Consider the following 26552-nt stretch of genomic DNA (forward strand, 5'->3'; position numbering starts at 1 on the left):
GAGACCTCTGATGTTCCGCGGCGGCCCCGGCTCCTGCTCTCTCCGCGCGCTCTGAGAAGCTTTCGGCCGTGCGCATGGCCGATCCCCCCTTCAGCGTCCTGTCCGAGGACTTCGCCGCCGACCCCTACCGCTCCTTCGCGGGGCTGAGGGAGCAGGCACCGGTGCATCACGAGCCGGCGATCGACAGCTATTTCCTTTCCCGCCACCGGGACGTGAAGCGGGTGCTGACCGACCATGAGGCGTTCACCACCGAAACACTGCAGGTACGCGCCGAGCCGGTGATGCGCGGGCCTGTCCTCGCCCAGATGACCGGGGCCGAGCACACCGCCAAGCGAAAGATCGTCGTCCGGGCCTTCACCGGGCAAGCGCTGCAAGACCAGATTCGCGCCATCCACGCCAACGCCGCCGAACTCATCGCACCCTTCCTTCCCCGGGGCCGGGTGGACCTCGTGAACGACTTCGGCAGACCCCTCGCCGTCCATGTCACGCTCGACGTCCTCGGCCTGGACAGGAAGGACTGGCAGCAGGTCGCCGCCTGGCACAGCGGGGTCGCCGAGTTCATCACCAGCATCCTCCTCACCCCCGAACGCCGACGGCACTGCATGGACTGCGCCGAGCAACTGGAGGCCTACCTCGTCCCCGTCATCGAACAGCGCCGCCGCCACCCCGGCGAAGACCTGATATCGAAGCTCTGCACCGCCGAGTTCGACGGCATCGCCATGAGCAACCGCGACGTGACCGCGCTCATCATCAACGTCCTGGCCGCCGCCACCGAGCCCGCCGACAAGACTCTCGCCCTCCTCTTCAAGCACCTGATCGACCACCCCGACCAGATGGCGCAGGTCCGTCAGGACCCGGCCCTGCTGCCTGCCGCGATCGCCGAGACACTGCGCTACACCCCACCTGTCCAGCTCATCCCCCGCCAGGCGGAGCGGGACACCGTGTTCGCCGGCACCACCGTCCCGGCAGGTGCCACCGTCTTCTGCATGATCGCCGCGGCCAACCGCGACCCCGACGCCTTCACCGCCCCGGACACCTTCGACATCCATCGCCCGGACCTCGGCACCGCCCGCTCCTTCACGGCCGCCGCCCAGCACCTGGCCTTCGGGACCGGACTCCACCAGTGCGTCGGGGCAGCCTTCGCACGCGCCGAGATCGAGACGGTCGCCGCGATGCTTCTGTCCCTGCTCGACCAGGTCCGCCGCACCCCAGGCTTCCGCTACCGGGAGACCGGCCTGTACACCCGAGGCCCCGCAGCCCTCTCCGTGGACTTCACCCCCGCCCAAGGCTCCCCGTCGAAGAAGCCACCCTCCTGATCATCGGGCACCCCGACGGCGGGAAGCTGGGGCTCATCACATGAGACACGGACGGAACCTCCGGAGAGCTCCGGCCTTCTGAAGGAAGGGGGCCTGACCGCCGCCGCACGCACTGTGCGCCGGTGCCTGCCTCCACGAGGACCGGTGGGTACCTTCGGACATGGCTGTCCGGTACTGGGACATGGGAAGGGGAGCCGCCATGGCGTCCGTGGGGGAGAGACTGAGCCGCGCGCGCGAGCGGGCTTTCCTGGGCCGGGAGGAGGAACTCGGGTGCTTCGGGGAGGCGTTGGCCGGCGATCCGCAGGCGCCGTTCGCGTTCTACGTGTTCGGGCCGGGCGGCATAGGGAAGTCGACGCTGCTGCGGTCCATGGTGGACCAGGCTCGTGCGGCGGGCCGGCCGCTCGTCGAACTCGACGGCCGCTTCGTCAGCCGGGACCCGGCAGATTTCGAGCGCGTGGCCGGTGCCTTCCTGGACGTTCCCGGTACGGTCCTGGTCCTGGACTCCTTCGAGCACTGTCAGTGGCTGGAGAGCTGGTTGTGGCAGCGTTTCCTGCCTCGCGCCGGAGACGGCGCGTTGGTGGTCCTGGCGGGCCGGCTCGCGCCGCAGCCGCAGTGGACCGCTGATCCGGCCTGGGCCGGGGTCCTGTACGTCCGTGAACTGCGGCCGTTCTCGACGGAGCAGGCCAGAAGTCTGCTGGCCACGGCGCAGGTCCGGCCCGAGCTGCGGGAGCGGGTGCTCGACTTCGCCGGCGGCAACCCGCTGGCTCTGTCCCTCGCGGCAGCCGCCGGATCGACGGGCTGCGGCAGGGAGGAGATCTGGGCCCCTTCGGCCGATGTCCTGCGAACCCTGCTGGCGGGGCTGATAGGTGAGGTGCCCACGGCGGCCCACCGCCGCGCCCTGGAGGTGGCGGCACAGGCGCACTCGACGTCCGAGGAACTGCTCACCGCGGTGCTGCCCGAGGAGGACGCCCACCTTCTCTTCTCCTGGCTGAGGGACCTGCCCTTCATGGAGTCCACTTCCCGGGGCCTCCACCCGCACGACGCCGCACGCGAGACGCTGGCAGCCGACCTGCGCTGGCGGGCTCCCCATGCCTTCGTGACGATGCGCCGGCGGTTGGCGGAGGAGTATCTGCGCCTGCTGCGGGAGGCACCGGAGGAGCGGGTCTGGACCGTCACCGACGAGCTCTTCTACCTCTTCCGAGAGGGGAAATTCCTGGCCCGGCTCCGCACCTGGTCCCGCGAGGACGAGGTGCACGACCGCTCGCTGCACCCGGACGACATGGACGTGGTGCTGCGGATGGCGGAGGAGACCGAGGGACCTGCCTCGGCGGAACTGGTCCGCTACTGGGCGCAGCGTCAGCCGCAGGCCTTCAGCGTCTACCGTCTGGTGAGCACGGGCCGGACGGTGGCGTTCACGGCCCGGCTCGCTCTGCCGGCCCCTCCCGACCCCCAGGACCTGGCCACCGATCCTGTCGTCGCCGCAGCGTGGGAGCACACCGACGCCACCGCGCCGGTGAGCCCCGGCGAACACATCGGCATCAGCCGCTTCTCGATCTATCCCGAGCGCTACCAGATCCCCTCGCGTGTCATCGACTTGAGCAGTTCCCGCGCCCAGGCGGAGTCCGCACGTGCGCACGGGCGCGCCTACGGCTTCGCCGTCTGGCGGGACGCCGAGACCTGGGCCGAGCGCGTCAAGGGAACCCTCGGCGACACCGGAGCGCGACCGCGGGTCGGCGAGCACACCTACGGGCTGTTCAGCGTCGACTGGCGCCAGGTGCCCGTCGAGACCTGGCTTCGCCATTTCATATCTGCCACCGACGTACCGACCCAGTCCGGGCCGGCGGGCGTCTCGCGCGGCACGTTCGACCAGGCCGTACGCGAAGCCCTGCCGCTCTGGCGCGACCCGGCCGCCTTCGCCGTCTGCGCCCTGACCCGCACCCGCCTGGCCGCCGACTTCTCCGACCCCGTCGAAGAGCTGCGCGTCCTGCTGCGCCAGGCCGTCGACGACCTCGCGCGCGACCCGCGCGGCGTTCGCGCCCGCGAGGCCCTGACGACGGGCTACTTCTCCGGCGCGCCCACCCAGGAGGCCGCCGCCCGCCGCCTCGGCCTTCCGTACGGCACCTACCGGCGCCACCTGCGCCAGGGCCTCGACCTGCTCTGCGAGGCCCTGTGGCAGCAGGAGCTGCACGGCCCCGGATAGGAACGGCAGGCGCACGCCCTCGGCAGGACCGGGTGGACAGGTGCGGACAGGAGTGGACAGTCAACGCCTCTGCCGGGCCTGGATAGTGGACACCGCCCCGCACGAGTCTGTGCGCCATGAACCTCCAACGGACACAGCCGGAGCGGACGCCGCCCGCCGCCCCTCGGCAGGCAGCCCTGCTCGCGCTGCTCGCCGCAGCCCAGTTCACCGTCATGCTCGCCACCTCGATCGTGAACGTCGCGCTGCCGCAGATCCGCGCGGGGGCCGGCCTGTCGGACACTGGCACCACCTGGGTGGTCAACGCCTACGGTCTGGCGTTCGGAGCGCTGCTGCTGGCAGGAGGGCGGGCGGCCGACCTGCTCGGTCGCCGCCGGGTGCTGGTCGTCGGCCTCGCTCTGTTCGCGGCTGCCTCGCTGGCAGCGGGAGCGGCCGCCTCCCCGGGCATGCTGATCGCGGCCCGTGTCGTTCAGGGCCTCGGTGCCGCAGCCATCGCCCCGGCCGCGCTCGCCCTGGCCATGGACCTGTTCCCGTCCGGCCCCGGCCGCGGCAGGGCACTGGGCGTGTGGGGCGCGGTCTCCGGGGCGGGAGGAGCGGGCGGCGTCCTGCTGGGCGGTGTTCTCACACAGGCGTGGGGCTGGCCATGGATCTTCTACTCCGTCGCGCTCGGGGCGGCGCTCGTCCTGACCGCCGTCGCGGCCCTCGTCCCACGGACGGTCGGCCGCAGGGCCGGGCGGTTCGACCTGCTGGGCACCGCCACCGTCAGCCTCGCCCTGACCTGCCTGGTCTGGGGACTGACCACCGCACGCGGCGCGGGCTGGACGGACGGCCGGGTGCTGGGCGCCCTCGGCGCCGCCGCCACCCTGCTCGCGGCCTTCGCCGTGATCGAGCTCCGCCGGCCGAACGCGCTCATACCGCCGAGGCTGTTCACCACGGGCCGGGTGGCTGCGGGCAACCTGCTGATGGCCCTGCTGGGGTCCGTGTGGATCGCCCTGTTCTTCTTCCTGCCGCTCTACCAGCAACAGGTCCTCGGATCCAGTCCCCTGGCGACCGGAGCGGGCCAACTCCCCCTCGCCGCCGCCAACATGCTCGGATCCACCCTCGCCCCGCGCATCTCCCGGCGCATCGGCGCCACCGCGACCGTGACTGCGGCCCTGTTCACCGAGGCCGCAGGCCTGCTGTGGCTGTCCCGGATCAGCGCTGACGGGAGCTATCTCGCCGACGTCCTCGGTCCGAGCATCCTCGTCGGCCTCGGCCTGAGCATCGCCTTCGTCCAGCTCACCGCACTCGCCGTGGACGGCGTCCCGCCCCAGGACGCGGGCCTGGCCGGCGGCCTGGTGAACACCACCCGACAGGTCGGCGGCGCGATCGGCCTCGCGGCCCTGGCCACCCTCGCCGGCTCCGTCACCGCCCACGCGTCCACGCATCAGCCTCATCTGGAGTCCCTCACCGCCGGCTACCGGACCGCCTTCACGGTCTCCGCCGCCGTGCTGGCCGCAACAGCTCTCCTCGCGATGCTGCTCACCCGGCGCACCGGACCGCAGACCGCAACCACCTCCACTCGCCCGGCTTTCGACCCGCAGACCTCCCGGATCAGCTGAACCGAAAGACCGGTCGCACCACCGGCACAAGCACACGCACGCCACACCTCCACGCACGCCATCGAGACAGGAAGTACAGCCATGGTCACCATCGACGAGACCGCCCCCGTCATCGTCCGCCTGAGCACCGTGATCGACGCCCCGCTCGCGACGGTGTGGGCCCTGCACACCGACATCGCGGCCTGGCCCACCTGGAACACGGACGTCGACCGGGCCGTGCTCGACGGTCCGCTGCTGCCCGGCAACTCCTTCAGCTGGCGAACCCACGGCCTGGACATCACCTCCACCGTGCGCGAACTCGTCCCCGGCGAGCGGATCGTGTGGGGCGGACCGGCCGACGGCATCACCGGCGTTCATGTGTGGACGTTCGAACAGAACGACGGCCACGTCACCGTCCACACCGAGGAGTCCTGGAGCGGCGCCCCGGTCGAGGCCGCGGCCGACCACCTCGGCAAGGCCCTCCACGACTCCCTGGAGAACTGGCTCTGCCGCCTCAAGGCCCAGGCCGAAAAGACCGCCTGACAAAGCAAGACAACCACCGAAAGAGGTTTCTGCCATGACTGCTGACAAGCCCTATCTGACCGGCCACTACACCCCCGTCGCCGACGAGATCACCGTCACCGGACTCACCGTCGAGGGCACCCTGCCCACCGAGCTGAGCGGCCGGCTGCTCCGCAACGGCCACAACCCCAAGCCCGGCGTCACCCCCACCCACTGGTTCAAGGGCAGTGGCATGGTCCACGGCATCCGGCTGAGGGAGGGGCGCGCCGAGTGGTACCGCAACCGCTGGGTGCACACCCCCGCCCTCGACGGCGCCCCCTACATGACCGAGCGCGGCCCCGACCTGACCGTCAGCACCGCGGGAACCCATGTCATCGAGCACGCCGGACGCCTGCTGGCGCTCTGCGAGGCGAACCTCCCCTTCGAGCTCACCCGGGACCTGGACACCGTCGGCGCCCATGACTTCGACGGCAAGCTGCGCACCGCGATGACCGCGCACCCCAAGGAGGACCCGGTGACGGGCGAACTCCACTTCTTCGGGTCCGCGCCGTTCCCGCCGTTCCTGATGTACTACGTCGCCGACGCCAAGGGCGAGATCATCCACAGCGCCGAGATCCCGGGAGCGACCGCCTCCCTCAAGCACGACTTCGCCATCACCCGCCGCCACGTGGTCTTCATCGAGGGCAACGTCACCTTCGATCCCACCGAACACTCCGGCATCCCCTACGGCTGGAGCGACCAGCACCCTGCCCGCATCGGTGTCATGCCGCGTGAGGAGGACGGCACCCGGCACATCCGCTGGTTCTCCATCGAACCGGGCAACATGCTGCACGTCTCCAACGCCTACGAAGACGGCCAGGGCCGCATCGTCCTGGAGGGCCCCACCGTGGACCGTGAGGGCTTCCACCTCTCCTGGAACTGGTGGACCGGCGCTCCCGGACGCGGCGCCGAGCCCAACGCCCGCTCCTACACCCGCCGCTGGGTCATCGACATGGCCGCGGGTACTGTGGACGAGCAGATCATCGACGACCTCGCGGTGGAGTTCCCGACCCTCAACGAGGACTACCTGGGCACCGAGAACCGCTACCAGTACGCCATCTCCTTCCCCGACGAGAAGGGCTTCGGCGGCTACGGCATCGTCAAGTACGACCGCACCACCGGTGCCCGCCGCATCCACCAGGCCGGCGACGCACGGCTGCCCAGCGAGGCCGTGTTCGTCCCCGCCGCCGGAGCCATCCGTGAGGACGACGGCTACCTGCTCACCGTCGTGTCCGACCTCAAGCAGGACGCCTCGCAGCTACTGGTCCTCGACGCGTCCGGCCTCGACCCGGTCGCCACCGTCCACCTGCCCCGACGGGTGACCGCCGGAATCCACGGCTCGTGGATCCCCGACAGCGCCCTGGACGACACCAGGCGCTGACCTACAGCGAGGAGGCACACCCGCGCACCCACCGGGCCCGCCCTGCCGCTCCGGCAGGGCGGGCCGGCCGTTCCGGGCCGACGACCGGGCGCGCGGCCCTCCACGGTGGACGGGCCGGCTGCGCGCCCGGACGAACCGGCCGCCCTCTCCTGAGCCGTTCCTGTCAGGGCTGCTCGGCGAGGCGGAAGCTCTGGGCGGGGGAACTGTCGCAGGTGCGCTGGGTCAGCTGGACGCTGTCGGCGGCCGAGGACGCGGCACTGAGGCACTTGCCGCTGTGCCGGGCCACGAAGCTGAAGCTGCCGTCGGTCTGCTGCACCGGGCGCCACTGCTGGTTCTGACCGCCGGAGTAGGACCACAGCTGGAGCGGGGCGCCTTCGGCGGTGGACCGGTCGGTGACGTCGACGACCTGCTGGGGGTTGGCCCGATCGGTGATACGCAGATACCCGCTGTCGGTGGACCGGAACTGGTACTGCTGGGCGGCGGTGCCGTTGCAGGCGTACTGCTGGATCACCGTGCCGTTGGCGGTGGCCGCGCCCCGGGCGTCCACGCAGGTGCCGTTGCCGGCGTTGCGCAGCGTGTACCACGAGGTCTCGGAGATGGGGCCGGCCGGCGGCTGGGTGTCGGACGCCCCGCCGAGCCACTTCAGGCCGTCGAGGACGAACCGGTTCTGCGTCTCACTGGCGAAGGTCGAGGACAGCGGGGTGTCGGTGTCGTAGTTCATCGCGTTGTGGCCGAAGTTCGCGTACAGCATCCGGTACTTGGTGTTCGTCCACAGGATCGGGTAGTAGCCGCTGTACCAGGTCTGGTTCGGGTCCGTGCCGAGCGGGAAGCTGCTCGGGTCTATGGACGCGAGGATTCTGATGTCGGGGTTCTGGCGCAGGTCGTTGGACCAGCTGTACCACTCGCTGACCGACGAGGTGAACGTGGCCGGCAGGTTCTTCGTCGCGGCGTGGGTACGGTCCTCCACGCGCAGCACGGCCGTGGTCGGGCCCCAGGTGTTGGACTTGAAATTGCCCGAGCCAAGGAACTGGTTGTGGTACCAGGACCAGCCCGAGGCGTTCGTGGTGAACGCCGAGACGTGGAAGCCCATCCAGGCGCCGCCGGAGCGCATGTACTGCTCGAATCCCGCGCGTTGGGCCGCCGTCTGCGGCAGGTCGTCGAGGAAGAGGACCACCTGGTACGTGTTCACCCCGCCGTTGGTCAGCAGGTCCCAGTTGTTGCTGGCGGTGTAGGTGAACCCGTTGGCCGCGGCCTGTCTCGGAAACCACTCGTTCGCTTCTTTGACGAAGCTGATGTGCGCCGCGTCCCAGGTGCCGTTGTACAGGGCCAGCACCTTGAAGGGCGCTGCCGTGGCCCGTGGCGCGGCCTGCGCGGGCGCGCCGGCCATGCCGAGGAGCACGGCCAGGAGAAGCAGCAGCCGCAGCAGAAGAGAGGATGACGACGCTCTGGCACCGTGCATGTGTGGCTCCTGTCGTGTGGGGGTTGCAGGACGGAGAAAGGGAGGGGTGGTTCATGCACGTGAACGCTGGGCGGAGGGCGAAACGTCGACGCCCGGTGCAACGTAAAGGTCTGCACCAAAGGCGTCAAGAGGTGAAGTAACCAGGGAATCGGATGCGTTGGAGCATCCACTGCTTGAAACGTGTGACCGTCGGCGTATCCGCCATTCGGATGTAATCCGCGCTCTCGATGCGGAAGGTGCGAGCCCGGACTGCCAAGGTCGTCTCGTTGTTGATCAATGCCTGATGGAGGCGTGACTCATGAGCGTGACGACAGGGTGGATGCTGCGGGCGGGGCTGGGGCTGGTGAGCCTGGTGGCGCTCGTGTTGACCGGAACGCCTTCGGCCGAGGCGGGGGCGGCGGGCTGCAACGGCCGGACCTGCATCAGTGTCGAGGGGTCGGGGCTCCGGGTCGAGCGGGTGTCGGCGTCGACCACCTGGAACGGCGACTTCACCGGGCACTTCCACATCTGGGGCGGCGGCATCGACCGGAACAGCGCCACGGGCTTCTGGGGCTACCACCAGAAGTACACCGTGCCGGTGGGCCGGGATCTGCCGAACGGGGCGGTGCTCTGCGCCGAGGGCTGGGAGCACGTCGACGGCCACATGGAATCCCGGGGGCGCGCGTGCGAAGAGGTCCGCTTCTAGAACTGGAAGGGGCGCGAGTCCCGCCCGGCGGTGCTGTCCGCCACTGCCGGGTGGGTGACGGCGGCCGGCCGGTCATGTCGACCGGCCGCCATCCCCGCGCCTGTTCGGCTCAGTGCATGGGAAAGCCGAAGGAGTATCCCTGCTGCTTCAGCCAGGGGAGAAGCGTGCGCAGGGCGGCCACGGTCTGGGAGCGGTCGCCGCCGGCGTCGTGGAAGAGCAGGGTCGGGCCGTTGGTCAGCTCGGTCTTGACGGTGTTGACGATGGCGTCCGTGCCGGGCCGCTCGAAGTCCTTGGAGTCGACGTTCCAGCCCAGCGGCCGCATGCCGTGCGAGGCGGCGAGGTGCCGGCTGTATGGGGTGAACGCACCGCCCGGGGCCCGGTAGTACATCGGCCGTACGCCCCCGGACGCCGTGGTGATCTGGCGTTCGGCGTCCAGGATCTGCTGCGACTGATAGGCCTCGGACTTCTTGTCCATGGTGGTGTCGTGCGACACGGTGTGGTCGCACAGCCGGTGCCCGGCCGCCACGACCCGCTTGACCATGTCGGGGTGGGCCTGCGCCTGGGTGCCGACCATGCAGAACGTCGCCTTCACGCCGTTGTCCTTGAGCACCTGCAGCACCTGCGGGGTCCACGACGGGTCCGGGCCGTCGTCGATGGTGATGTTGACCGCGCGGTCGCCGCCGTCGGACGCGTGGACGATGGTGGCGGCGACGGGCACCGGTTTCCGGGCGGCCGGGCGCGCCGCCGGCTGCTCCCCGGTCTGGCCGGCCTGCGCGGTCCACACGGATGTGGCGGCGGCCACCGCCGTCACCCCGACCGCCGCCGCGACCACTCTGCCGTACCAGCCCCGCCCACCGTGCCGCGCCATGTCCGCCCCGCTTCTCGCCCTGTTGCTGGATCCCCGTGCACCTGTCAGGACGGGCCGGAACGGCCGCGGGATCCGTCTGTTACCGATCACGGACAATTCCGGGGTGCTTCTGCGACAGGTGGGCGAAGCCACACCCGGAACCCCTGCCTCCCCCCGGGCCGGATTTCACCTCTCGTCCCCAATGCCCTGTTGATGTGCCGCCGCATCGCGGCTTGCATGGCCCTGCCCGGCGGCGACCCGCCGCCGGAACACGGTAGATCTCTGTGGGGGGTTGGACGCGTGCGCCACTCCAGAACGCGCTCGAAGCGGTCGACGGCGTCATCGAGAGTACGAAGAAGCGGCTTATCCGGTGCGGCGGCGCTCCTGGGCGTCGCCGCACTCGTCATTTCGGCGGTCCCCGCCGGCGCGGCGACCGCGGGTACGGCACCGCCGGACCCGGGCGGGCTGATCGCGGGACAGCAAACGGCCACGCCGGCCCTGGTGGACGGCATCCGCGAACAGGCCCCGTCGGCGGCGACCCCGGCGGGCGCCGCGCGTGCCTACCTCGCCACGCGCACGGACCGCTACCGCATCGCACACCCGGACCGGGACCTGATACCCGCCGGGACCGACACCTCGGGCGGTCAGGAGACCGTCCGGCTGCGGCAGACGCACCACGGAGTCCCTGTGCTCGGCGGCGAGTACGTCGTCCGCATGGAGAAGAAGGACGGCCGGCGGATCGTCACCGGCACCTCAGGCAAGTACTTCACCGGGCTGCGGACCGGTACGTCCGCCGCGGTCGACGACGCGCTCGCCGTCGAGCGCGCGGTGGACGCCGTACGCAACGAGCTCGGCGCCAGGGCGTTCAGCGGCGCGGGCGAGGAGGACGAGTCCGCCCTCACCGGCACCTCCCGCGGCCTGGTCGTGCTGCCCACCGGAACCGGCGTCCTCACCCGGCACATCACCGTGCGCGGCAAGGACCCGGCGCACGGCGAGCCGGTGCTGCGCGAGGTGTACATCGACGCTCAGGCCGGCTACCCGGTCCTCCAGTACAGCGGTGTCCAGACGTTCGGCACAGCCGGCACGACCGTGCGGGGTAGCACGGCACGCCGCCTCACCGACGAACCCGCGCCCGGCACGGCATCGGGCTCCGGCGTCAAACTGGACGGCACGACCGTCGAGTTGAACATCGTCCACGACGACACCCGCGACGCCTATGTGCTGCGCGACCACGCCCGGATCCAGAGCAAACCGGACAACGTCCTCGCGACCTGGGACGCGCGCGGCCGCTGGGCAAGTGAGCTGAGCGGCACCTGGCCGGAGGATCTGAAGGAGTTCTCCTCGCCGACCCCCGGCTTCGGCACGGAGGCGACCGAGTCCGGCGCCGTGGACGCCCACTGGGCCGCCGGGCAGGTCTACGACTACTACCGGACCAAGCACGGCCGCGACAGCCTGGACGGCCACGGCATGACGGTCAACTCCCTGGTCGGCGCGACCGATTACGGGCAGCCGTACGTCAACGCCTTCTGGGACGGCCGGAAGATGGTGTACGGCTCGGGTGACGACGAGTACCGGCCGCTCTCCGCGGCGCTGGACGTCGTCGGCCACGAGATGACCCACGGAGTGATCGAGCACTCGGCCGGGCTCGTCTACGCCGGCCAGTCCGGCGCCATGAACGAGGCGATCGCCGACTACTTCGGCAACGCCATCGAGGCGGACGCGTACAGGCTCCCCATGGCCGACCCGGACTCCGGGCTCATGGGCCAGACGCTCTGCCGGACGAGGTCCCCGCGCGAGTGCGCGATCCGTGACCTGAACGACGGGCGGACCACGGCCGGATCCTTCCTCGGTGTCGGCTTCGGTACCGACAACGGCGGCGTCCACCTCAACTCCACCATTTTCGCCGGCGCGCTGTGGGACATCCGCGAGGATCTCGGCCCCGACCTCGCCGACAAGGTCGTCTACTCGGCGCTCACCCAGTACCTCACCCCGCTCGACGGTTTCACGCAGGGACGGGACGCGGTGATCGCGGCAGCCAAGGCGCTGAAGGTCGGCGGAAAGAACCTCACGGCCGTCCAGCGAGCCTTCAACGCCCATGGCATCGTGCCTCACTGGGAACTGGCCCTGGGCGTCGACTCCGACCTGCTGCTGGAGCGCGTCAACACCTCCAACTCGCATCTGGGCGCGGGCGGCGGCTGGTGGGCGGCCGCCAAGTCCGACGAGGCGGGCGCGGAGCCGTACTCGGTGTGGGCCGGACGTACCGACGGCAAGGGGCAGTTGAAGCTGATGAGCCCCAACGACGGCCGCTACCACGTGAACCCGGCCACGGACGGCAGGACGGTGGTGTGGCAGGCGTACGGGACCACCGGCGTGGACATCCTCGCGCGGCCCCTCGCGGGCGGGCCGGTGAAGACCCTGTGGCACGGCCGCAGCGTGGGCAGCTCACTGGGCGTCGACGGTGATGTCGTGGCCTTCGCGTACAACAACTACGGCGGACGGGCGGGCGTGGGCTACCTGAGCCTGAAGGACCCGACGGACGTGGTCACGACGGGCGGTGGCACCTACCACCGGGCGACCTTCCCGTCGGTGAGCAACGGCAAGGTGGTCTATCAGGACAGGCGGCGAGTCAGCGCCGTGTACGAGACCACCACCCGGATCGTCGATGTGGCGACCGGCGAGGACAGGGTGATCCAGCAGGCCGCGCCGGGGACCGGCCTGGGACCGACGGCCGTCACCGGCGATCACGTCTACTGGCTGCTCGACGAGGTCGCCCAGAACGGCACGACGGCCCTGCGCCGTGCCGGACTCGACGGCTCGGGCATCGCGGACCTCAGCCCGGAGTCCGGCCCGGAGGCGCTGAACGTCTCCGACCTGACCGTCTCCGGGCAGGCGGTGACGATGGTCGCCCGCAAGCCGCTCCCGCAGCTGAGCAACGACTCGCTGTCCAAGCTCTGGCAGTTCGCGCCGGCGGACAAGGGTGACGGCCCGCGCAGGAGCCGGGTCTCCTGCAACCGGGGCGAACAGCTCTCCGCCGCCGCGGCCGACGGCACCCAGGTGATCTGGCTCGACGCGACCACCGGGGTCAGCGACGTGGTCACCCGCACCCGCCCGGCCGGCACCTGCGGCTGACGCACTCCGCCGGCCCGCCCCCGTCATGTTCACCTACATGAACCTCGCACACATGGGTGTACATGGCGGGGCGGGCTGTGCAAGGCTCGATCAACTTCCCCTCTTCGATGCCGAGTTGGAGGATGCGGGCCGATGGAGCTATCCCGACGTACCGTGCTGACCACGGCGGCCGGAGCCGCCGCGCTGTACGCGGCGCCGACGACGGCCGCCCGGGCGGCCGAACAGACCCCGGCGAGCGTCGACCGCACGCTCCGGGCCGCCGCCGACTACGCGATCGGGAAACTCCGTGCCGTCGCCCCGCGAGTGACCGCCTTTCCGGTCGGCACGAAGTTCGAGAAGTGGGTGTATGCGCAGAACGGCGACTGGGTCGGCGGGTTCTGGCCCGGCACGCTCTGGATGGCCTGGCTGTACAGCCGCGACGACACCTTCCGCACCCTGGCACTCGACTCCGCGAGGAAGCTCGCTCCCCGCCAGAACGACACCGGCACCCACGACCTCGGCTTCCTCTTCTACCCGTCCTGGGTCACCGCATGGCGTCTGACAGGTGACACCATCTGGCGGGACGGCGCCGTGCGGGCGGCCGACTCACTGAGCCGGCGCTACAACCCCAACGGCCGCTTCATCCGGGCCTGGGGCGCACTGAACGATCCGAACAACGCGGGCCGCGTCATCATGGACACGATGATGAACCTCGACCTCCTGGCCTTCGCGAGCGAGCAGACCGGCGAGGCGAAGTACCTCGACATCGCCACGGAACACGCGAAGACCGCCCAGCGGGTGTTCCCGCGCCCGGACGGATCGACCCCCCACGTGTACGACTTCGACCCCGCCACCGGCGCGCCGATCGGCCCCGGCACCGTGCAGGGCTACAGCCCCGCGTCCTGCTGGGCCCGTGGACAGGCCTGGGGAATCTACGGGTTCACCACGATCCACCGCCGCACCGGCGACGAGCAGTTCCTGACGACCGCACGCAGACTCGCCGACTACGCGCTGGGAGCCCTGACACCCGACTACGTCCCCGTGTGGGACTACCGGGCGCCCCAGCAGCCGTACGACGTCAAGGACGCCTCCGCCGGCGCGATCATGGCCTGCGGACTGCTGGACCTGTCCGCCGCGACGGGCGGGCCCGAGTACCGGGAAGCCGCCCTGCGGCTGCTCACCGCGCTGGCCAGGACCTGCCTGACCCGGAACTCGGCGCGCGCCGAGGCCGTCGTGGCCCGCTGCACCCGGAACCGGCCGGCCGAGGACGGGATCGAGATCTCCCTCCCGTACGCCGACTACTACCTCCTCGAAGGCATCCTGCGTGTGCTGCAGCCGCGGGACGTCGACCGGGCGATCGACCTCTCCGGCGCGACATGAGGACGACCGGGTACCGGGGAGTTCAGGGGCTCCGTTGCCGGGTGCGGGTCCGTCGTGGCTTGTCGCGCAGTACCCCGCGCCCCTTGGGCAGGCTGCGGACCAGCCGACTCAGCGGTGCGGGGAACTGCGCGATCAGCCCCCACGCACCGCACCCGGCACGCACCTCGACCAGCGCGGCCGCGGCCGCTCCACACCGCACGCGAGCGACCACGACACCGACCTGGGTGAACGACGCCGGCCACGACGCGGGAGCACCCGGCGTGGCAGAGGCACTGGTGGCGGCAACGGACAGGTACCGGAAGCGACGGGCCCCGGTCGGCGTCGGCGGTGCCGCGGTGTCCGGAATTCCGCAGATGACGGACGTCCGCTGACTTCCGGTCAAACCGTGGCCGACGCGCCGGTGCGCCCTTCCTCCGCCGGGCACGCCGGGTGATGCTCTGCTCACCGGGGGAGATCAGCAGCTCACGACCAACCCACGGAGGAATGACGATGCCTCTCGGAAGAATTGCCGTGTACAACAAGGTGGACGGCCTGGGCGTCATCGCCGACGAGGACGGCGAACGGCGCCCGTTCTCCGGCATGGAGACGCAGACCACCCGCGAGGGGCAGCGCGTCCTCTTCGATGTCGTCGGCGAGAAGGCCACGAACGTGGTTCCCGTTCGGTGATCCGCCCCGCTCGGCAGCGCTCCGACCCCCAGGACCGCTCCCTCCCACGCTGACCGTGCGCAGGCCGGGCGGCCGGTGAGCGACCGGCCGTCAGCGGCCGTAACGGCGTTCGCGTGCGGCGTACGAGCGCAGGGCCCGCAGCAGGTCGATCTCGCGGAACGCCGGCCACAGGACGTCGACGAAGTGCACCTCGGCGTAGGCGGACTGCCACAGCAGGAACCCGGACAGCCGCTGCTCGCCGGACGTGCGGATGATGAAGTCGGTGTCGTGCCCGGCCGGCGAGTACAGGTTGTCGGTGATGTGCTCCAGGTCGAAGTCCGAGGCCAGCTCGCGGGGGTCCCCGCCGGCACTGATGTGCTTGTCGAAGGCCGCCTTGACCGCGTCGACGATCTCCCGCCGCCCGCCGTAGCCGACGGCGACGTCGACCTTGAGTCCGCCACGGCCGTTCGTGCGGGCGGCAGCCTCCTTGAGGACACGGGCGGTGTTCCCGGGCAGCAGGTCGAGGGCGCCGATGATCTCGATCTCCCAGGGCTCCCCGGGAGCGCAGATGCGTCGGACGGTCTCCTCGATTATGTCGAGCAGGGGGCCGAGTTCGTCCGCCGGCCGGTGGAGGTTGTCGTCGGACAGCATCCACAGCGTGACGTGCTTGATCCCGGCGTCGCTGCACCAGTGCAGGAAGTCCGTGACCTTGGCGCCGCCGACGCGGTAGCCCTCGCGGACGTCCTGATGTCCCGCACCCCTGGCCCAGCGCCGGTTCCCGTCCAGCATGATCGCCACGTGCCGCGGCCGGGGCAGGCCGTCCAGCTTGCGGTTCAGGCGCCGTACGTAGATCGCTTCCAACGCCGAACGCAGGGCCTTCATCGCCACACCGACATCCCTTCTCCTACCCGGGTTTGAGGGCGCAACGATAGTGCCACGGCTTCCGCGGCGACTACGCTGCGGGCGTGACCGGTCGACCGATGAGCCGCCGCGGCCTGCTGGAGGCCGCGCTCCTCGGCGCCCCGGCACTCGCCGTGGCCGGCTGCTCCGGGGACGGCGGAACGGCGTGGCAGCTCAGACTCGCGACGGGCGCACCCGGTGGGCCGTACAACGCCTTCGGGAAGGCACTGGCCGTACAGGCCGCACGCACCGCCCCCCGGCTGCACATCGCTCCGCTCAGCACCTCGGCGAGCGTGGACAACCTGCGCCGCCTCGGCGGCGGATCGGCGGACCTGGGCCTTGCCATGGCCGACGCCGCCGAGGACGCCGTGCGGGGGCGCCAGTCGTTCTCGGACCGGCCCGCCGTGACGGCCCTCGCCCGCGTCTACGTCAACTACACCCACCTGGTCGTGCCGGCGCACGGGCCCGTCCGGTCCCTCCGGGATCTCGCCGGGCGGTCGGTCGCCACCGGCGCGACGGGCTCCGGCGGACAGGTGCTGGCGGGCCGGCTGCTGCGGGTGGCGGGGCTCACCGGTGAGCGCGCGGTGCGGCAGCGACAGTTCGGGCTCGCCGAGTCGGTGGAGGCGCTGCGCACGGGCACGGTCGACGCCCTGATCTGGGCCGGGGGAGTACCGACACCCGCTCTGTCCACCCTCGCCCGCGACCTCCCGCTGCGTTTCCTGCCGCTGGAGACCGAGGCCGACACCCTGCGCGACACCTACGGCCCCGTCTACTCGGCGGTCACACTCCCGGCCGGCGTGTACGGGCTCACCGAGCCGGTCGGCACCATCGGCGTGGGCAACTATCTGCTGGCCCGCTCCCAGGTGCCGCAGCAGGCCGTGCAGGCGGTGCTCCGGGTAGTCTTCGACCGGTGGCGCGAGCTGCTCAGAGAGGTGACGGCGGGCGCCCGGCTGGAACCCGGATTCGCCGTGGCCACGGGGAACGTGCCCCTGCACCCCGGCGCGGTGGCCTACTACCGGTCGGTCTACGGCTGACTCCTCAGGGAGCCGGCAGCCGCAGTTCCACGACCAGGCCGTGGGGATGGTTCCCGGCTGTGCCGAGCCGGCCGCCGCTGAGGCGCGCGATCTCGTCGGCGATGGCCAGCCCGAGGCCGCTGCCGGGCACGTTCTGATGCTCGGGGGCTCGCGCGAAACGCCGGGTGAGGAGGGCCAGCTGGTCGTCCGGCACGCCCGGCCCGTCGTCCTCGACACGCACCACTGCCTCACCGTCCGCGACCGACGCCGCAACCGAGACCCGGCCACCGGACGGCACGAACTTGACCGCGTTGTCCAGGACCGCGTCGAGGATCCGGCCGACGGCATCCGGCACCGCCCGCGCCCCCAGCCCCTCCTGTACGGCATTGGCGGTCAGCGCAACCCCTGAGGCCTCGAACACCGGCTGCCAAGCGGCCACCCGCTCGGTCACCGCACGCGACACATCCTGCTCGGTCCGCTCGGCCGTACCCGACTCCACGCGCGCCAACGCCAGCAGACCGTCGAGCAGTTCCTCCAGACGCTCCGCCTCGTCCAGGGCGCGGGCGTGCTCCTTCCTGCCGGCGCCGGGTGCGAGATGCGGCTCGACGTTCTCCAGCTGGAGCACCAGCGTGGCCAGCGGATTGCGCAGCTGGTGCGAGGCGTCGGCGACGAAGGCGCGCTGGCGGCCGAGGGATTCGGCGACCGCCTCGGCCATGCCGTTGAAGTGCCGGCGCAGGCTGCGCAGTTCGGGCGGACCGGTGGCCGAGACGGCCCGCGTCTCCAGGCTGCCGGACGCCAGCCCCGCGACGGCCCGGTCGAGGTCACGCACCGGACGCATCAGCCAGCGTGTGATGCCCACGGCGACCAGGGCCGCGGCCACGAACGCGGTGAGTGCCCCGCAGGCGATGAGGACCCAGCGTACGGTCACGTCCCCCCGGGCGGCCGTGGTCGGAACGGCCAGCAGGACCGCCCCGCTGACCCGCTCGTCCCGGCCGACCGGCTCGGCGAGCACCACCCGGTCGGGCCCCCACGGCCGGACGGTCGGCAGCCGCTCGGTGGACCGCCCGGTCAGCGCCCGGCCCAGGACGTCGTCGGCGGACGACGCGGAAATGCCGGCCCCCGACTCCGCGAGGGTCCGCCCCGCGGAGTCCACCACCGTCACCGAGGCGCCGTACAGCTCGGCGTACCGGCGGATCTCGGTGGACAGCTCCGCGCGGTCGGCGGCGGTCCGCCCCCGGTCGGCGAGGTCGGCGAACCGTACCGCGTCGGCGCGCCGCTGCAGCAGCAGGTGCTCCGTCCGCCCGCTCGCGTACGAACCGGCCAGCGGCACGGACAGCAAAAGGGTCGCGGCGCCCATGAGCACCATCAGCACGGCGAGCAGCCTGCGCCTCATCGGTGGCCCCGGCCCTCGGTCCCCCCGGCCGGCGAGCCCAGCTGATATCCGAAGCCCCGTACCGTGCGGATCAGTTCGGCACGGCCCGTCTTCGCGCGGACACCCGCCACGTGCACGTCCAGGGACCGGGACGCGGCGAGGAAGGCGTCGCCCCAGATCCGGTCCAGGATCTCCTCCCGTGAGTGGACCTCGTCCGGTCGCGCCGCCAGGAACGCGAGGACGTCGAACTCGCGCCGGGTGAGCCGTACGTCCGCGCCGGCGACCGTGACCGTACGGCCCCCGATGTCGATCTCCACGTCGCCGGTGCGCACGAACTGCGCGCCGGCGTCGGCGCTGCGGGCGGACGCTGCCCCGGCACGGCGGCGCACGGTGTCGATCCGGGCCATCAGCTCGTTCATCCGGAACGGCTTGACCACGTAGTCGTCGGCGCCGGCCCGCAGCCCCTGCACGATGTCCCGTTCCTCGCAGCGAGCCGTCACGACGATCAGAGGCGCGTCGCACACCGTGCGCAGCCGCCGCAGCAGCTCCAGCCCGTCCAGGTCGGGCAGGCCGAGGTCGAGCAGCACGAACTCGGCCGCGTGGACGTAGCGCAGGGCGTCCAGGGCCCGGGCGGCCCTGCGCACCGTGTGCCCGCGCTGAGCGAGTGCCGTGGTCAGTGCCTGGGCCATACGGTCGTCGTCCTCGACGAGCAGCGCCTGCATGAAATGTCCTCGTGCCGTGGTGACCTGGGCCGCAGCTTACGTAAGCGACACGGCCCGGGTCACCATCGCGTCAGCGGACCGCTTCGGCGGAGCTGGCCGGCGCACCGGCACGGGTACCGGCTTCCGCCTCCGCCTCGGCGCGGCTGAGCGCCGTGTTGCGGGTGTCCGGCATCAGCACGTAGGTGACCAGCGAGACCAGCGCGCACCCCGACACGTACCAGAAGAACACCTTCTCGTGACCGCTGTCCTTGAACCACAGGGCCACGTACTCCGCCGTTCCGCCGAACAGCGCGTTGGCCACCGCGTACGGCAGGGCCACGCCGAGGGCGCGGACCCGGGTGGGGAACAGTTCGGCCTTCACCGCGGCGTTGATCGAGGTGTAGCCGGTGACGATGACCAGGGCCAGCAGGGACAGCCCCAGCGCCGACCAGTAGGAGGACGCCGAGCCGAGCGCGGTCATGATGGGGTACGTGCCCACCGTGCAGCCGACCGCGAAGGTGATCAGCAGCGGCCGGCGGCCGATCCGGTCGGAGAGCAGCCCGGCGAACGGCTGGATCAGCGCGAAGACGGCGAGCGCGGTGAAACTGACCAGGGTTGCCGTGGACTTGGCCATGCCCGCGCTGCCGATCAGATACTTGGTGAGGTACGTGGTGTACGTGTAGTAGGCCACGGTGCCGCCCAGGGTGAGCGCCATGACCAGCCCGGCCTCACGGCGGTGCTGCCACAGCGTCCTGAGCGTGCCGCGCGCGCTGTCGCCGCGGTCGTCCGCGCCGGACTCCTCGGTGAACGCCTCCGTCTCGGTCAGCCGGCGCCGCAGCCAGAACACCACCAGGGCGAAGAGCGCACCGAGCACGAACGGGATCCGCCAGCCCCAGCCCTCCAACTGGTCCGTGGTCAGCGTGTGCTGCAGCGTGATCAGGATCGCGAGGCCGAGCAGCTGCCCGCAGGTCATCGACACGTACTGGAAAGAGGATCCGAGGCCGCGCCGGTCGCGGGCGGACGCCTCGGTCAGATAGGTGGCGCTGGCCGCGTACTCGCCACCGATGCTCAGGCCCTGCAGCAGCCGTGCCAGGAGCAGTACCAGGGCGCCGAAGTACCCGGCCTGGCCGTAGGTGGGCGCGACGGCGATGAGCAGGGCGGCCACCGACATCAGGGTGACGGTGAGGGTGAGCGCGCTCTTGCGCCCGTGCCGGTCCGCCGCCCGCCCGAGGATCCACCCGCCGACCGGGCGCATCAGGAAGCCGACCGCGAAGATGCCGGCCGTGTTCAGCAGCTTGGTGGTCGGGTTGTCGCCGGGGAAGAACGAGTCGGCGAAGTAGATCGCGAAACTGGCGTAGACGAACCAGTCGTACCATTCGACGAGGTTGCCCAGGGACCCGCCGACGAGGGCGAGACGGCGGCTGCCGGGGGAGACCGCTGGCGGCTTCCCGGGCACGGCGGCGGAGGATGACATGGCGGCTCCAGGTGGGGAATTCCGGTGGGAACAGGGAGCGGGGAGTGCCCCCGGGACCTGAGTGCGCCTGAGCATGCGGGCATCCGCCGCACCCGGACAAGGCCGGCCGCGCAGATCTAACATGCCGCTAAGAAAGCCGCCGCTCGCATCGGGCGCGGTGGGGTTCAGGGCACCGCGCGGACGAGGACGAGCGAGCCGTCGAGCGAGGGCTGCCGACGCAGCGTCCCATGGCGCTCGTCCCAGGCACCCGAAGCGAGGTCGCGCCGGAGGCCGTCGACGTACCGCTCCTGCAGCGCCGGCTCGACGAAACTCCAGGCCGAGCACGCCTGGCGGGCCCCGGGTTCGAGCAGTCGTTCGGGGCGGCCGTAGTACGCCTCGTTGAAGCCGTCGGTGCAGTCGACGGGGATCGGCACGCGTTCCGCCGTCACGGTGCCTCCGAGCCCCTCGGTGATCTCGCCGATCGACGGGTGGCGCCGGGCCTCGGTGTCCAGGACCAGCGGTGCGTACTCGTACAGCCAGAAGTCGCGTACCAGGTCGGGGTCGCAGGTCAGGATGACGACGGGGCCGCGTGCCACACGGCGCATCTCCCGCAGACCTGCCCGCAGATCGCTCCACTGGTGCACGCTGAAGGTGGTCATCGCGGCATCGAAGGCGCCGTCGGCGAACGGCAGGCTCTCGGCCACGGCATCGACGGCGCGCGGCAGATGGGCGGGCCGCTGAGCCCGCATCGTCTCCGAGGGCTCCACCGCGGTGACCTTCAGGACGTCGGACTCGTATGATCCGGCCCCCGCGCCCACATTGACCACGGTTTCGGACTCGCCGAGCGCTCTGGTGATGGCCGCCGCGATACGCCGGTCCGGCTGCCGGTGATCGGTGTAACTGGCGCCTATCGCGCTGTAGTCCGCGTCACCCGCACTGCCGTCCGCTCCTCGTTCACTCATGATCCGAGGCTATAGCGGCGTCGTTGTCACCGCCGAGGGCGAGGGCGGCGTAGGTGACCAGGCCGCCCATGGAGTGGGCGATGAAGACCAGGCGGGCGGGTACTTGGTCGACAGCTTGCTGTCGGGCCGCAGCGTGGCCGGGGTGTGCGAGCCAGCGCTGCAGGTGGGCGCGTGCTTCTTGGGCGAGCCGTTGTCCGTTGATCGAGACGGGCAGGCGCCAGTCGTAGGGGAACGTCATCAACGCATCGGGGTGGGCGGCGGTGTTCTCGATGGTGCGGATGAGTTTGTGGTAAGGCTCAATGCCGCGCAGGAAATGGGCTCCATGCGGGGGTCTGCAACAGGCGGCGTGCCTGGATGCGGCCGTAGTCGCCGGCGAGTTCGTCGGGAGTGAGCTGCAGCGGGGTGAGGCCGCTTCGGGTCAGCCAGGCTTTGGTGAGCCAGCGGCTGTTCGCTAACCGGCACCCTCACCGACGCCGGCACCCATCAAACGCTGATGGACCGCTGCTCTCCCTACCGGGACCTGGTCAACAGTCAGCGGATGCAGGCCGCCTGACGGTGTCCGCAGACCGCTTGCGCGGCGCGATCCGACGACCCGACCCGCAGCGTCCGCCTGCGGATCCTCGGGACAAGACGGAAGGCAGCTTCGGATACGGCGGCATCATCATCCTCGAACAGAGTGATAGCGGCGACGACCCCGCCAGCCGGGTTCGCCTCATCCAGCAGAACCCGCCCGAGTACGAGCACCGGCGCGTGGTGAGCCTGACGGCCACCATCGACTGTCCCGAGCAGGACAAAGTGACCCTGGTCTCGAAGCAGCCGCCGGTCCTGCTCGGCCGACCCACCCGATTCCCGCCCCAGGGCGACTACTACAAGCTGGAGAACCCCGTCGACTTCGTCCACCCCGACCACCGTCATCGCCCGCCTGGTCACCTACCCCGTCAAGACCGGCGCCCTCCCGCGGCACCGGCCGGCGCGGCAAGGTAGGAGGGAGCGGCCCGGTGCGCGCCGAACGAAATGGCACCGGACCAGATGGTTCGGGGCATGGCAGACCTCCGAGAAAGCCCCGAGCAGGACCAGCTGTGGGATCTCAGATCGGCTGGTCGAATCTCACGGCCGGTGGCCATTCCGTGGCCGATCGGCCACGGAACTGAGACTGTCCAGGCGGCCTGTTGCGCTCAGCCGCTCCGTGGCGGACGCCTCGCCGGCTGCCAGCCGCCGTGTGATCCGGTTGAACAAGTCCGTCAGCGGCTCGCCGACGTCCCGACCGAACTCGGTCAGCCCGTAGGTGACTTGGGGTGGCGTCGTCGGCGCGACCTCCCGCCGGACCAGCCCGTCCTGGACCAGCGCGCGCAGGGTCTGAGCGAGCATCTTCTCGCTGATGCCCTGGATGCTGTCGCGCAACTCGTAGAACCGAAGGTCGTTGCTCCGCAACGAGATCAGCACCCAGATGCCCCACCTGCTGGTCACGTGGTCGACCACGTCGCGCGCGGGGCAGTCGGTGTGAAACACGTCATACCGATTGCTCGTTCCGGCCTGCGTCAGCTGCGCGCCTTCCCTCATGTCCGGAGCTTACCTCTGGGTATGTTCTTACGAAAAGTAAGCCCTACTCCTAGCGTCAATTGCCGCAGCGCACAACGGACTAGGAGCTGAACATGATCGTGGTGACCGGGGCTACCGGAAATGTGGGCCGGCCTCTGACGCGAGCCCTGGCCGAGGCGGGCGAGCGGGTGACAGCGGTGTCGCGGCACGCGGTGGAGGTGTCGGACGGCGTCCGGCACGTGGCGGCCGATTTGGCCGAACCGGTGGGCCTCGCGCCCGCGTTGGACGGGGCGAAGACGTTGTTCCTCCTGCTCTCCGGCGACCTGCACGCCCCCCAAGCAAGGCCGGCCGACATCATCGGCCTGGCCGCGGCCAGTGGGGTCCGCCGGGTCGTCCTATTGTCTTCGCAGGGCGTGGCGACCAGACCGCTCGGCCCGTCACGGGTCGCGATGCGCGCGGTGGAAGACGCGCTGAGAGAGTCCGGCCTGGACTGGGCCGTCCTGCGACCGGGCGGCTTCGCCTCCAATGCCTTGGCCTGGGCGGAGTCCGTCCGCACGCACGGGACGGTCGCCGCACCCTTCGGCGACACAGGGGTGCCGGTCATCGACCCGGTCGACATTGCGGAGGTCGCGGCGGCCTGCCTGCTGGAGGACCGGCACACCGGCGGAATCTTCGAGCTGACCGGGCCGGAGGTGATCACGCCCCGTCAGCAGGCGTTGGCCATCGCAGCCGCACTCCACTCGCCGGTACGGTTCCACGAACTCACCCGCGACGAGGCCAAGGCCACGATGACCCAGTTCGTGCCGGCGGAACTCGCCGACGACACCCTGGACATCATCGCTGCCCCGAACCCGGCCGAACTGCGGATCAGCCCGGACGTGGAACGAGTCCTCGGCCGCGCCCCACGCCCCTTCAATGACTGGGTCGGCCGCAACATCGCGGCATTCCGCTGAGGTCCAACTCCACTGAAACGCCCGGGCAGCCTCGTGCGACTACGGCCGCACGGGGCGGCCCCGGCACCGCCCGCCACCAACCAGAGCTCAAGAGCTGGAGCGATCTGACAGGGTCCTACTGGTGTGCTGCGACGGAGATCCGTTGGCAGGAGCGGGCGACGGAGTCGAGGAACTCTCCGGCTGTTCCGGTCCCGGTGAACGGGTCGAGTTCTCGTTCCACTGGCTTGACTCACGTATTTCTCCCCGTGTTGGTCGATGCCGAGTGACTCTTGTGACTGGTCTGTCACTCGGGGTGATCACATCGCGGGTCAAATTGACAGGACAGGCAGCTCTGGGGCGAACTGGAGTTCTATGTCGGCCAGTTCTGGAAGCAGGGCATGCGGCCCGTTCTGACGCGCCGACTCCACGGAGGGATCGCGCGCATCAGATCAGGGCGTGGGACCGTGGTGCCCGGCCGGGCCCGTCACCTTCCACCGTGGTGACGGACCCGGCCGCTCGTTCAGCGGGCGAGGGTGACGGTGAAGGAGTGGATCAACGGCTTGCCGTCGTTCTCGGTCCGCGTTGGGCCCTGCCTTGTCCTGGGTGGAGCGGACTTCGCTTTGGCGGAGGGCCTATTCGATTGCGGGCGGAGCCGATGGCTTGCCACCGTTCGGGACATCGTCCTCGTCTGGATCGTGAACTGAGGAGGCACCCTCGTGGCTGTCATTCCGGAACGTCGTTTGACTCTCCTTGGAGGCGGCTTCTCCACCGACGAGGATGGTCTGCTGGATGACTGGGTGCTTGATCAGGTGCGTGCGCCTCGGCCCGAGGTGTGTTTCGTTCCGACAGCCAGTGGCGACGCCCCCGCCTACGTTGAGCAATTCCTCGCGGCATACCCGTCACGTTCCTGCGTGCCCAGTATCTTGCAGCTGTTTCGGCGGGACCTCGATGACGACGACTTGCGAACGTTCCTGCTCTCTCAGGACGTCGTCTATGTGGGCGGGAGCAACACCACGAACCTGCTGGCGGTCTGGCGTGCGCACGGCGTGGACCGCCTACTGCGCGAGGCCTTCGACCGCGGGACCTTGCTGTGCGGCATCAGTGCCGGCGCCAACTGCTGGGCCGAGGGCTCACATACCGACTCCTTCGGGCCGCTGACTCACCTCTCGGATGGGCTGGGTGTGCTGTCCGGCTCGGTCTGTCCCCACTACGACAGTGGGCCGGGACGTCGTTCGTCCTATCAGACGGCCGTGGCAAACCACGCGCTTCCGGCAGGCTGGGCAGTGGAGGACGGGGTCGGTGCCCTTTTCACCGACGGTCAGTTGACGGACACGGTGACTCGCACGCCTCAGGCCCAGCTGTATCGGGTAGAGCCAGACGGGGACAACGGAGTCAAGGAACAAGCTCTGCCTTGTCGTCTGCTCGGCCCAGCACATCAGCCCACTCCGCCCGCGTGAACTGGTGATGCGAGCGGTCCCGCTGCGGGGCCGGTAGCTGCGTTGGTGCAAGACGAGTCAGCCTTCGGGCTCGCGTTCTACCGCTTCTGGCGGTGGTGACAGTGCGACGTCGGTGAAGACAGGCATGCCGAGATGGACCAGCTGTGGTCGGCCATCTGCGGGGGCTCGCTTGAGGCTATTCAGCTTGGCCAAGGCAGCTTCGAACCGGACCTGGCGTCCTTCGACCTCGCCGAGCCAGCCGTTTCCGCGGGCCTCGGTGATGCGCTCGCGGAGGTTCTGGATGAGCTCCAGAAGGCGTGGCCGCTGGCGAGGATCCATCTGGAGGACGGGGCAGCGAATGCATGCTCCTCTGAACTATTGAGGTCGATGCCCGAAAGTGGATCCAGGCAGCATGAATCGATGCGCCGTGATAGCGATCGGTCCGCCAGTGGATCTGGCTGCATCCGATGGGGGGATTGTGGAAGATCCAGAGTTCGACGTGCGGTTGACCTCAAGCGGGAGCAAGGGACTCAGCCTTGTGCTGGCGGTTCGATCAGTGACGGGGCTGAGTGCGTGGCGAAGCAAGCAGCTGCCTGAAGCCGCCCCGACGACGGTTGTGGATCGGACATGGTTCGCGGCCGCAGCGGACGCGGCGAGGCGACTCAACGCTGCCGGCGCGCGAGCTGACTTGGTCTGCCGGTGGTGTGAGCGGGTGATGTCTCCGGAGGACTGTCCGGTGGACCCGGGGCCGTGCTCATCGCCCTTCCTGTCCTCGACGGGCTGCCCCGCGAGCCGATCATGGGCTTGATCAGACCGCGGCAGACCTGACCCTAGTACGAGGCCGAAGCTGTCCATGCCGTGGCGACGCACCCTTCCTCCCAATGCCACCATCGCCGGTTTCCTCGTTGGCGAGGGTGACCTGCGGCTCGGGCATGTTGCCGACTGCGCCGACCCAGCGCCGGAACTTGTCGAGTGCCACGTCCTCGCTGCTGTCCTTTGACAGCCAAGTTAGTCTGGTGCGATGCCCTGACCTGGGGCGACTAGGTTGGATGTCAAACGATCAGACCTGGTCTGCCGCCTCCGCG

At 70.4% G+C, this 26552-nt stretch carries 25 protein-coding genes; 14 read left to right on the plus strand and 11 right to left on the minus strand.

Annotation, left to right across the window (positions count from 1 at the left end; all coding sequences use genetic code 11):
- The first annotated feature begins 74 nt into the window (after window positions 1-74).
- The 5 genes from ACIRU3_RS26295 to ACIRU3_RS26315 all read left to right on the plus strand — a co-directional run bounded on the left by ACIRU3_RS26295 (window position 75) and on the right by ACIRU3_RS26315 (window position 7035).
- Window positions 75-1316, plus strand: coding sequence for a cytochrome P450, cyclodipeptide synthase-associated (locus tag ACIRU3_RS26295; protein ID WP_404060741.1), 1242 nt, complete (start codon window positions 75-77; stop codon window positions 1314-1316).
- A gap of 199 nt (window positions 1317-1515) precedes the next feature.
- On the plus strand, window positions 1516-3516 hold the full coding sequence (locus ACIRU3_RS26300) for an ATP-binding protein (RefSeq protein ID WP_404060744.1): 2001 nt from the start codon (window positions 1516-1518) through the stop codon (window positions 3514-3516).
- Between the two features lie 116 nt (window positions 3517-3632).
- Window positions 3633-5114, plus strand: a complete 1482-nt coding sequence (locus ACIRU3_RS26305) for an MFS transporter (RefSeq protein ID WP_404060746.1) — start codon at window positions 3633-3635, stop codon at window positions 5112-5114.
- A gap of 81 nt (window positions 5115-5195) precedes the next feature.
- On the plus strand, window positions 5196-5636 hold the full coding sequence (locus tag ACIRU3_RS26310) for an SRPBCC family protein (protein WP_404060749.1): 441 nt from the start codon (window positions 5196-5198) through the stop codon (window positions 5634-5636).
- A 34-nt stretch (window positions 5637-5670) separates the two neighbouring features.
- A complete protein-coding gene (locus tag ACIRU3_RS26315; protein ID WP_404060752.1) occupies window positions 5671-7035 on the plus strand; it encodes a carotenoid oxygenase family protein in 1365 nt (454 codons plus the stop codon).
- Between the two features lie 163 nt (window positions 7036-7198).
- Here ACIRU3_RS26315 and ACIRU3_RS26320 read toward each other — a convergent pair whose 3' ends face one another.
- Complete coding sequence (locus ACIRU3_RS26320) at window positions 7199-8494, minus strand: ThuA domain-containing protein (protein ID WP_404060755.1); 1296 nt, start codon at window positions 8492-8494, stop codon at window positions 7199-7201.
- A 298-nt stretch (window positions 8495-8792) separates the two neighbouring features.
- Here ACIRU3_RS26320 and ACIRU3_RS26325 point away from each other — a divergent pair, with 298 nt between their 5' ends.
- On the plus strand, window positions 8793-9179 hold the full coding sequence (locus ACIRU3_RS26325) for a hypothetical protein (RefSeq protein ID WP_404060758.1): 387 nt from the start codon (window positions 8793-8795) through the stop codon (window positions 9177-9179).
- 109 nt (window positions 9180-9288) lie between these two features.
- Here ACIRU3_RS26325 and ACIRU3_RS26330 read toward each other — a convergent pair whose 3' ends face one another.
- Window positions 9289-10047, minus strand: a complete 759-nt coding sequence (locus tag ACIRU3_RS26330; protein ID WP_404060761.1) for a polysaccharide deacetylase family protein — start codon at window positions 10045-10047, stop codon at window positions 9289-9291.
- Window positions 10048-10326: 279 nt separating this feature from the next.
- On the opposite strand from ACIRU3_RS26330, the gene ACIRU3_RS26335 reads away from it, so the two are divergent.
- Together ACIRU3_RS26335 and ACIRU3_RS26340 are read left to right on the plus strand one after the other, a co-directional pair.
- The gene (locus tag ACIRU3_RS26335; protein ID WP_404060763.1) at window positions 10327-13155 is read left to right on the plus strand and encodes a M4 family metallopeptidase; all 2829 of its coding nucleotides are present in this window, start codon (window positions 10327-10329) and stop codon (window positions 13153-13155) included.
- 132 nt (window positions 13156-13287) lie between these two features.
- Window positions 13288-14514, plus strand: coding sequence for a glucuronyl hydrolase (locus ACIRU3_RS26340; RefSeq protein ID WP_404060765.1), 1227 nt, complete (start codon window positions 13288-13290; stop codon window positions 14512-14514).
- 22 nt (window positions 14515-14536) lie between these two features.
- Here the strand turns inward: ACIRU3_RS26340 and ACIRU3_RS26345 are convergent, their stop codons facing one another.
- Window positions 14537-14725 (minus strand): hypothetical protein, encoded by a 189-nt coding sequence (locus ACIRU3_RS26345; protein WP_404060768.1) that lies wholly within the window; start codon window positions 14723-14725, stop codon window positions 14537-14539.
- Window positions 14726-15003: 278 nt separating this feature from the next.
- On the opposite strand from ACIRU3_RS26345, the gene ACIRU3_RS26350 reads away from it, so the two are divergent.
- A complete protein-coding gene (locus tag ACIRU3_RS26350) occupies window positions 15004-15180 on the plus strand; it encodes a hypothetical protein (protein ID WP_404060771.1) in 177 nt (58 codons plus the stop codon).
- A 90-nt stretch (window positions 15181-15270) separates the two neighbouring features.
- Here ACIRU3_RS26350 and ACIRU3_RS26355 read toward each other — a convergent pair whose 3' ends face one another.
- Complete coding sequence (locus ACIRU3_RS26355) at window positions 15271-16041, minus strand: isoprenyl transferase (RefSeq protein ID WP_404060805.1); 771 nt, start codon at window positions 16039-16041, stop codon at window positions 15271-15273.
- A gap of 83 nt (window positions 16042-16124) precedes the next feature.
- Between ACIRU3_RS26355 and ACIRU3_RS26360 the strand changes: the two genes are divergently transcribed.
- Window positions 16125-17093: a TAXI family TRAP transporter solute-binding subunit gene (locus ACIRU3_RS26360; protein ID WP_404060774.1), complete on the plus strand. Its 969-nt coding sequence runs from the start codon at window positions 16125-16127 to the stop codon at window positions 17091-17093.
- A gap of 4 nt (window positions 17094-17097) precedes the next feature.
- On the opposite strand, the gene ACIRU3_RS26365 is transcribed toward ACIRU3_RS26360, so the two are convergent.
- From ACIRU3_RS26365 to ACIRU3_RS26385, 5 genes are all read right to left on the minus strand, one after another.
- Window positions 17098-18465: an ATP-binding protein gene (locus ACIRU3_RS26365; protein ID WP_404060775.1), complete on the minus strand. Its 1368-nt coding sequence runs from the start codon at window positions 18463-18465 to the stop codon at window positions 17098-17100.
- Window positions 18462-19166, minus strand: coding sequence for a response regulator transcription factor (locus tag ACIRU3_RS26370; protein WP_404060777.1), 705 nt, complete (start codon window positions 19164-19166; stop codon window positions 18462-18464). Before ACIRU3_RS26370 ends, ACIRU3_RS26365 begins: the two co-directional genes overlap by 4 nt.
- A 70-nt stretch (window positions 19167-19236) precedes the next feature.
- Complete coding sequence (locus ACIRU3_RS26375) at window positions 19237-20619, minus strand: MFS transporter (protein ID WP_404060779.1); 1383 nt, start codon at window positions 20617-20619, stop codon at window positions 19237-19239.
- Window positions 20620-20783: 164 nt separating this feature from the next.
- Window positions 20784-21560, minus strand: coding sequence for a class I SAM-dependent methyltransferase (locus ACIRU3_RS26380; protein ID WP_404060780.1), 777 nt, complete (start codon window positions 21558-21560; stop codon window positions 20784-20786).
- Complete coding sequence (locus ACIRU3_RS26385) at window positions 21553-21798, minus strand: hypothetical protein (RefSeq protein ID WP_404060781.1); 246 nt, start codon at window positions 21796-21798, stop codon at window positions 21553-21555. Before ACIRU3_RS26385 ends, ACIRU3_RS26380 begins: the two co-directional genes overlap by 8 nt.
- Window positions 21799-22130: 332 nt before the next feature.
- On the opposite strand from ACIRU3_RS26385, the gene ACIRU3_RS26390 reads away from it, so the two are divergent.
- Entirely contained in the window at window positions 22131-22544 is a 414-nt protein-coding gene (locus ACIRU3_RS26390; protein ID WP_404060783.1) for a hypothetical protein, read from the plus strand.
- Between the two features lie 123 nt (window positions 22545-22667).
- Here ACIRU3_RS26390 and ACIRU3_RS26395 read toward each other — a convergent pair whose 3' ends face one another.
- Window positions 22668-23120 carry a winged helix-turn-helix transcriptional regulator gene (locus ACIRU3_RS26395; protein ID WP_404060786.1) on the minus strand — a complete coding sequence of 151 codons (453 nt, stop codon included), beginning with the start codon at window positions 23118-23120 and terminating at the stop codon, window positions 22668-22670.
- A 92-nt stretch (window positions 23121-23212) separates the two neighbouring features.
- Between ACIRU3_RS26395 and ACIRU3_RS26400 the strand changes: the two genes are divergently transcribed.
- Both ACIRU3_RS26400 and ACIRU3_RS26405 read left to right on the plus strand, forming a co-directional pair.
- Window positions 23213-24052, plus strand: a complete 840-nt coding sequence (locus ACIRU3_RS26400; RefSeq protein ID WP_404060788.1) for an SDR family oxidoreductase — start codon at window positions 23213-23215, stop codon at window positions 24050-24052.
- A 695-nt stretch (window positions 24053-24747) separates the two neighbouring features.
- Complete coding sequence (locus tag ACIRU3_RS26405) at window positions 24748-25488, plus strand: Type 1 glutamine amidotransferase-like domain-containing protein (RefSeq protein WP_404060790.1); 741 nt, start codon at window positions 24748-24750, stop codon at window positions 25486-25488.
- A gap of 57 nt (window positions 25489-25545) precedes the next feature.
- On the opposite strand, the gene ACIRU3_RS26410 is transcribed toward ACIRU3_RS26405, so the two are convergent.
- On the minus strand, window positions 25546-25806 hold the full coding sequence (locus tag ACIRU3_RS26410; protein ID WP_404060793.1) for a hypothetical protein: 261 nt from the start codon (window positions 25804-25806) through the stop codon (window positions 25546-25548).
- A gap of 73 nt (window positions 25807-25879) precedes the next feature.
- Between ACIRU3_RS26410 and ACIRU3_RS26415 the strand changes: the two genes are divergently transcribed.
- Window positions 25880-26275 carry a ribosomal protein L7/L12 gene (locus tag ACIRU3_RS26415; protein WP_404060795.1) on the plus strand — a complete coding sequence of 132 codons (396 nt, stop codon included), beginning with the start codon at window positions 25880-25882 and terminating at the stop codon, window positions 26273-26275.
- Window positions 26276-26552 lie beyond the last annotated feature (277 nt).

Source organism: Streptomyces sp. NPDC101151 (assembly GCF_044768335.1).
Taxonomy (GTDB): domain Bacteria; phylum Actinomycetota; class Actinomycetes; order Streptomycetales; family Streptomycetaceae; genus Streptomyces.